The sequence below is a fragment of the Siminovitchia fordii DSM 16014 = CIP 108821 genome (assembly GCF_000374565.1).
Taxonomy (GTDB): domain Bacteria; phylum Bacillota; class Bacilli; order Bacillales; family Bacillaceae_C; genus Siminovitchia; species Siminovitchia fordii.
The window spans coordinates 66,016-73,153 of record NZ_KB894703.1 but is presented as its reverse complement, the minus strand read 5'-3'; the positions used below and the strand labels follow the sequence as shown (position 1 = coordinate 73,153).

The 7,138-nt window shown below is 42.5% G+C and carries 8 protein-coding genes; 1 reads left to right on the top strand and 7 read right to left on the bottom strand.

Annotated elements, in window-relative coordinates; genetic code table 11:
• Positions 1–181: transposase (locus C509_RS24280; RefSeq protein WP_033370362.1), on the top strand; the 181-nt coding region annotated here is incomplete at its 5' end.
• Positions 182–285: 104 nt separating this feature from the next.
• On the opposite strand, the gene spoIIQ is transcribed toward C509_RS24280, so the two are convergent.
• From spoIIQ to atpD, 7 genes are all read right to left on the bottom strand, one after another.
• On the bottom strand, positions 286–1,239 hold the full coding sequence (spoIIQ, locus tag C509_RS24275; protein ID WP_018708445.1) for a stage II sporulation protein SpoIIQ: 954 nt from the start codon (positions 1,237–1,239) through the stop codon (positions 286–288).
• Between the two features lie 181 nt (positions 1,240–1,420).
• Complete coding sequence (gene spoIID / locus C509_RS0118615; RefSeq protein ID WP_026319965.1) at positions 1,421–2,440, bottom strand: stage II sporulation protein D; 1,020 nt, start codon at positions 2,438–2,440, stop codon at positions 1,421–1,423.
• Positions 2,441–2,687: 247 nt separating this feature from the next.
• Positions 2,688–3,998: a UDP-N-acetylglucosamine 1-carboxyvinyltransferase gene (gene murA / locus C509_RS0118610; RefSeq protein WP_018708443.1), complete on the bottom strand. Its 1,311-nt coding sequence runs from the start codon at positions 3,996–3,998 to the stop codon at positions 2,688–2,690.
• 33 nt (positions 3,999–4,031) lie between these two features.
• Complete coding sequence (locus tag C509_RS0118605) at positions 4,032–4,766, bottom strand: YwmB family TATA-box binding protein (protein WP_018708442.1); 735 nt, start codon at positions 4,764–4,766, stop codon at positions 4,032–4,034.
• A gap of 169 nt (positions 4,767–4,935) precedes the next feature.
• Positions 4,936–5,178, bottom strand: a complete 243-nt coding sequence (locus C509_RS0118600) for a DUF1146 family protein (protein ID WP_018708441.1) — start codon at positions 5,176–5,178, stop codon at positions 4,936–4,938.
• A gap of 107 nt (positions 5,179–5,285) precedes the next feature.
• Positions 5,286–5,687, bottom strand: coding sequence for a F0F1 ATP synthase subunit epsilon (locus C509_RS0118595; protein ID WP_018708440.1), 402 nt, complete (start codon positions 5,685–5,687; stop codon positions 5,286–5,288).
• A 22-nt stretch (positions 5,688–5,709) separates the two neighbouring features.
• A complete protein-coding gene (gene atpD / locus C509_RS0118590; protein ID WP_018708439.1) occupies positions 5,710–7,131 on the bottom strand; it encodes a F0F1 ATP synthase subunit beta in 1,422 nt (473 codons plus the stop codon).
• Positions 7,132–7,138 lie beyond the last annotated feature (7 nt).

Genomic DNA, 7,138 nt, shown 5'->3' with positions numbered 1-7,138 from the left:
AGAAATCTACAAAAAACGTAAAACTGATGTGGAGCCAGTCTTCGGATTCCTGAAGGCTAATTTGCGTTTCACCCGTTTGTCCGTAAGGGGCAAAAAGAAAGTGGAAAACGAACTGGGACTTGCGTTCATGGCGGTAAACTTAAGAAAGTATACCGCAACGAATCCCTCACATGTCTTTTAAGAATAAAAATCACCTATAAAAAATGGTTCCAACCATCTAAGACCGATGGTTGGAACCATTTTTAATTATTTTGGCCAGTTATGTCCCAGCCTCATGTACTTCATTTATTCATCTGTCATTTGATTTGACTGAGTATCTTTATCAGCATCAGTCTCTTGTGGCTGAGCATCTTTCTCAACATCTGTCTCTTGTGACTGAGTATTTTCCTCTACTTCAGTCTCTTGTGACTGGGTATTTCCCTCTGCATCAGTCTCTTGTGATTGGACATCTTTCTCAACATCATTCCCTTGCGATTGGGAATCCCCTGCTGCAGGATTTTGTTCCGTTTCACCGGATACATCTTCCTGCTTGTCCGTGTCGGCTGTTTCATCGTTTACTTTTTCAAAAGCGGTAAATGGCTGTCCGAAAAAGTCGAGCGGATTGAGTGCCGTATTATCTTTGCGTATTTCAAAGTGCAAATGGGTTTTGGCTTCCTTATTTAACTGGCTAGTTCCTGATGCAGCAAGAACCTGCCCTTGCTTGACAGTATCCCCTGTTTTTACCTGCATGTCTTTAACTGATTGATAGATCGTCTTTACGCCATTTTCATGTTCTACTTCAATGACATTGCCAAGCAGGGAATCATTCCTGGCTGCAGTCACCTTTCCGCTGAGGGAGGCCAATACTTCAAACTCCGAGCCATCCTTCATAGCAATATCGACTCCCATATTAGGACGATATTTATTTCCATCTACAATGAGTGCTGCTTCCTGCTCATCTACTGCGGCATTTGCATCAAAAAATCGTGTAATATACTCGACTTCTTCTTCGTTCTTTACTGGAACAGAAACATTTTCTAATGACTGATTGACCTCTACGACTGTATCATCGTTCATTCCGGTCAGCTCTTTGCTTTCCTCAGTCAAGTTAGGCTTATCGGCCGTATTTTTGCCGGCTGTCTGATACCAGAATATCATGGAAATGAGCAATGCAGCACTGGCAAGATAAATTGCCGGAAACACCCACCGCTTTCTAAAAAATTGTTTTAGAGAAGATCGCTTCTTTTCTTCCTCTCTCATTTTCATCACCTCTGCCATCATTTTGAACAGAAAGACAGAATTATATACTTGAAAATGAGAAAAACACTTCTTATTTTCTGATATTATACATTTTTTATACGTAAAGATGAATTTTTCCCTTTATTCCCTCTTACCCATTGAAAATGCCGGCACTTTCCCCTTAAGGGCTGCCGGCATTTCTTTATTGAGTCGAAGCCATTCTTTTATCAAAAAACTGGCTTGCATTCGATATAGTTACTCCTTGATAATAATGGCTGACGATATCATCATATTTTCGCCCTTCTTTAGCCATTCCATTTGCGCCGTACTGACTCATCCCGACACCATGACCGTATCCTTTCGTTTTAATGATAACGGAATTTCCTTTCCTTTCCCAATTGAAATCGGTCGATTTCAGATCAAGCTTCTCACGGACTTCTCTACCGGTAAAACTCTTCCCGCCGATAGTAACAGCAGCCACCTTTTTACCAGGAGTTCTGGCTGTGACCGTCCCGATATCCCCCGACTTTTCAATGTTGACATTAAGTCTTTGTTGAAACTCTTTTAAACTGATGACTTTTTGGTCATTGAATTTAGGTGACTGGCTGTCCCATGGACTTTCAACACTTTTTAAATAAGGTACAGGGTTATTCCAATAATCCTCCGCGTTCTCCGTATAACCATTGCTCGTAGAAAAAAAAGAAGCAGTAATTGGTTTGTTATTATAAGTAAGGACTTTGCCTTCCGTTGCCTTTACAGCCTTCATTACTTTTTCCATCTTCCAATCAAAATCTTTATCCCATTCAAGCATCAATTCTTTCTTATTTTTAAAAACCTGGTGATTGATAGTATCCGTTACATTAGCGTTTTCAGGAAGCTGTCCGTTTTCCTGATTGATCAGCTGGTTTACGATATAAGTTCTTGCGGTAAGTGCCTGCGCTTTTAATGCCTCTTCTTCAAACTCAGCCGGCATTTCTGACGCTACCACTCCAGCCACATATTCTTCCAAGGGCAGTTTTTCCACCGTCTTGGCAGCAGTACGGTAAACGGCAACTTCAGCTGAAGGCTGAGCGGTTTCTTTTGGCGGCAATTCGGCCGATTCTTCATCTAGTTTGACAGTGGTATCTTCTTTTGAAAAAGGCAGGACGAGAAGGGATGGAACGAGAAAAGAAACAACGATTAAGAATGTGGACGTTAAAAGCAGCGGTTTTAGTTGCTTCATGCCTGATGCCTCCAATATAAAAATTAAGGTGACAAGAAATTTATCACCTCGGTCCAATTTATTCAGAAGGACAAGCATTTATGCTTTCTAAGATAGATCGGAATTAAGAAAAGCGAGAAGCGGCTTGTAACCCGAGGGGCCAGACGCTAGTGCCGGACAACAATCCAATTTATTCAAATTGTTAAACCTTAAAAACTAATTCTTTCCTTTTCTTTATTAAAAAAACCCGCTTTAGCGGGTTTTTCCATCATGCATTCAAATCAGGCACAATATTTGTTTCTTCTTGTTTCATTTCACCGGAACTCTCCGTAATCCGTTCAACATCAGCCCCGAGCATTTGCAGTTTTTTATGGAAATCGAGATAGCCGCGGTCCAAGTGTTTAAGTTCAGTTACCCGGGTGTATCCTTCAGCTCTTAATCCTGCAATGATCAATGCTGCAGCTGCACGCAAGTCTGTTGCCGCGACTTCTGCTCCCTGAAGCTCACATGGTCCTTGGATGATGACTGATCGGCCTTCAATTTTAATATCACTGTTCATTCTACGGAATTCTTCTACATGCATAAAACGATTTTCAAATACAGTCTCTGTAATGACGCTTGTTCCTTCTGCACAAAGCAGCAGAGCCATCATTTGAGATTGCATATCCGTCGGAAATCCCGGATGAGGCATTGTTTTAATATCAACCGGCTTTAGCTTTGCCGGACCAATGACCCTGAGGCCATTTTCTTCCTGAATGATCTTTACATTCATTTCCTCAAGCTTGGCTATGACAGAAGCCATATGGTCCGCGATTGCACCTTCAACTAGCACGTCCCCTCTAGTTATGGCCGCTGCAACCATAAAGCTTCCAGCTTCAATTCGATCTGGCATAATCGTATGGTCGGCACCATACAGTTGATCGACACCTTCGATGATAATCGTTTCAGTGCCTGCGCCTCTTACATCAGCACCCATTTTGTTCAAATAAGCGGCCAGATCTGCAATTTCAGGCTCTTTTGCACAGTTTTCGATGACCGATGTTCCTTTAGCCAGTACAGCTGCCATCATAATATTTTGTGTGGCTCCGACACTTGGAAAGTCCAAGTAGATTTTAGCACCTGTCAATTGTTCAGCTGAAGCCTCAATAAACCCATTACCTACAGATACTTTCGCCCCCATCGCCTCAAAACCTTTTAAATGCAGATCAATTGGGCGTGAACCGATTGCGCATCCACCAGGAAGAGCCACGCGGGCTTTTCCTTGTCTAGCGAGTAAAGGACCCATCACAAGAACTGATGCCCTCATTTTTCGAACATATTCAAACGGAGCTTCAATATTAAGCTCTTTTGAAGCATCCACATAAACCGTTTTATTTTCAAATTCCACTTCAGTATTCAAGTGACGCAACACTTCACCAATAGTGTATACATCGGAGAGAGTTGGTACTTCGCGAATGACGCTTTTTCCTTCGCTTGCCAATAGTGATGCAGCGATAACAGGCAAAACAGCATTTTTTGCACCTTCAACTTTGACAGTGCCGCTGAGCCTTTTCCCGCCGCGGACGATGATCTTTTCCAAGAGTATTCCCCTCCGCGTCTATTTTCTTTTATATTAGTATTCATTTGTCAGGATGGGTGTGCCTACTGTGAAGTATGTACCATGTCCTGCATTGCTTTTACGCAGACCTATCTGCAGGTTCATTTCTTCACCGGGAAGAGACAGAGCTTGTGAGAATAGAGAGGAATACGCTGAAACGGATAAAAAATCCTCTTCACTAATTGCCTCTTTCTCTTTCGCCTGAAGAGATGACAATATTCCATTTACTTGAGATCGTCCAAACTTTTTTTCATCATTGAATACGCCTTTGATACAAGAGAAAACAACAGTTTTTTGTTTGAAAATCAATTCTGTCCTGGATTGCAACAGCTTAGAAGCTCTTTTTGCCGTACTTTCATCCCATTTTTCACCCTTAATTTCATAGGAAACATAGGAAACGGGATTAGCCTTATGTTCGGAAGTTACGGCTTTTATTTTTTCTTCTATAAATCCATTCCGTTTGGTACCTGTCACCGTTTCGCTCCCTGAAGTATCAGACAAAGACCATTCCCATTCAGGAAATGCTTTTTTCAGCCTGACGACAGTCCAATCCGATGGGTGTTCATCCAGTTCTCTTGTATGTAGAGACCATTCAATGACAGTTCCGCGCTGTTGCTGAACAGCATATGCCAATTTTTCTATATCCAGCTCATTTTGCCGTGCAACACTTGTTTTATTCCCAATAAGAACAGCAATCAAACAAGTCAAAAGCATAAATGGAATCACATATTTCCTGCAGCATTCTTTCATAGTACTCTCCCCCTTAACATCATTGTTACCACTGTTAAGGAGTACATACTTTAAGAATAACTTTATATGTAGACAAATTTTCTATGCTTTTTCGACAAATTTTTTAAATCTTACACTCACAACTCACATCATAAACAAAAAGTTCTCATTTGAAAACGTGCCAAAAGACCTATTTAAAAATATATTGCAGTTGCCGAGACCAATGAAGATAATCTAGGAAGAAGTTACTGACTGAAGAACCAATTGCAATCGTTAAAAAAATATATAGAATTCTTGCCTGGAAAACACGGCCAGCGCTTAAAAGTTTATCGAAATGCAACGCCTGGAGAGCCCAAAAGGTGAAGCCGATAAATATTAAGTGCGATATGATGCTGATGAGTGCCTGTTGACCAATATCCATTCCATCAATCATTAAAGAGCCTCCTTTTTTCGGATGCATACATCAGATGACGGGTCAATCTCGTTTCATAAATAACACCTTCCGATCAGGCAAGACCAGAAGGTGTATTATTGAATGTTCTATCTGTGCTGTGACACATCAATACGGTTCATCGCACGTTTCATTGCGAGCTCCGCTCTTTTAAAATCTATGTCATCCCGCTTACTTTCCAGAAGCTGCTCAGCACGAGCTTGGGCTGCTTGGGCACGAGCAATATCAATACTTTCCGCTCTTTCAGCAGCTTGGGCAAGAATGGTGACTTCTTCAGGACGCACTTCCAAAAATCCGCCGCTTACTGCAACATATTCTGTTTTGCTTCCATTCTTTAAACGTACTGCACCGATTTGCAGCGGAGCAACCAATGGAATATGCCCTGGAAGTATTCCCAGTTCGCCAGTTTCAGCCTTAGTGCTGACCATTTCAACTTCTGAATTATAGACTGGGCCGTCTGGAGTGACAATACTTACTTTTAAAGTGTTCATGTAATCGCCTCCTCGTCCCTGTTTATACTTCTACGCCCATTTCTTCCGCTTTTTTCACAACTTCCTCAATCGGACCAACAAGACGGAAAGCATCTTCAGGAAGATGATCATACTTACCTTCAAGGATCTCTTTAAAGCCGCGTACAGTTTCCTGTACAGGAACATAAGATCCAGGTTGGCCAGTAAATTGCTCAGCCACGTGGAAGTTTTGAGACAAGAAGAATTGGATCCGGCGGGCACGCGCTACAACCAGCTTATCTTCATCAGAAAGCTCGTCCATACCAAGAATCGCAATGATGTCTTGAAGTTCTCTATATCTTTGAAGTGTTTGCTGTACTTGACGCGCTACCTCATAGTGCTCTTCTCCCACAATTTCAGGGGAAAGCGCACGTGAAGTAGAAGCTAGCGGGTCAACCGCAGGGTAAATACCCATTTCAGAAAGTTTACGCTCAAGGTTTGTTGTAGCATCCAAGTGAGCAAATGTAGTAGCAGGAGCCGGGTCAGTGTAGTCATCCGCAGGTACATAGATTGCCTGGATGGATGTTACAGATCCGACATTCGTAGATGTAATCCGTTCTTGCAATTGACCCATTTCAGTTGCAAGTGTTGGCTGGTAACCAACCGCAGAAGGCATACGGCCTAGAAGGGCAGAAACCTCTGAACCTGCTTGTGTGAAACGGAAAATGTTGTCGATGAAGAACAAAACGTCCTGTCCTTGCTCATCACGGAAGTACTCAGCCATTGTCAAACCTGTCAAGGCAACACGCATACGTGCTCCAGGCGGCTCGTTCATCTGTCCGAATACCATGGCTGTTTTATCGATAACTCCGGAATCTTTCATCTCGAAGTAAAGGTCGTTTCCTTCACGTGTACGCTCTCCAACACCGGCGAATACGGAAATACCGCCGTGCTCTTGTGCGATGTTATTGATCAATTCCTGGATAAGAACTGTTTTACCTACACCCGCACCACCGAAGAGGCCAATTTTACCACCTTTGATATATGGTGCAAGCAAGTCAACAACTTTAATTCCAGTTTCAAGGATTTCAACTTCTGTAGAAAGCTGGTCAAATTTAGGCGCAGAACGGTGGATGGAATCGCGTCTAGCACCTGAATCAATCGGATCATCCAAGTCAATATTTTCACCTAATACATTGAATACACGTCCAAGAGTGACATCGCCAACTGGTACAGAGATTGGAGCTTCTGTATCAGTGACTTCCATGCCACGCTGAACGCCGTCAGTAGATGCCATGGCAATAGTACGAACAGTATCATCGCCAAGATGAAGGGCAACTTCCAACGTTAGGTCGATATTCACTTCTGTTTCTGATTGAGCATTGTACGTTACTTTCAGAGCATTATAAATCTCAGGGAGATGGCCGTCTGGGAACTTAACGTCGACAACCGGTCCCATTACTTGCAAAACCTGTCCTTTGCTCATTTTTTTC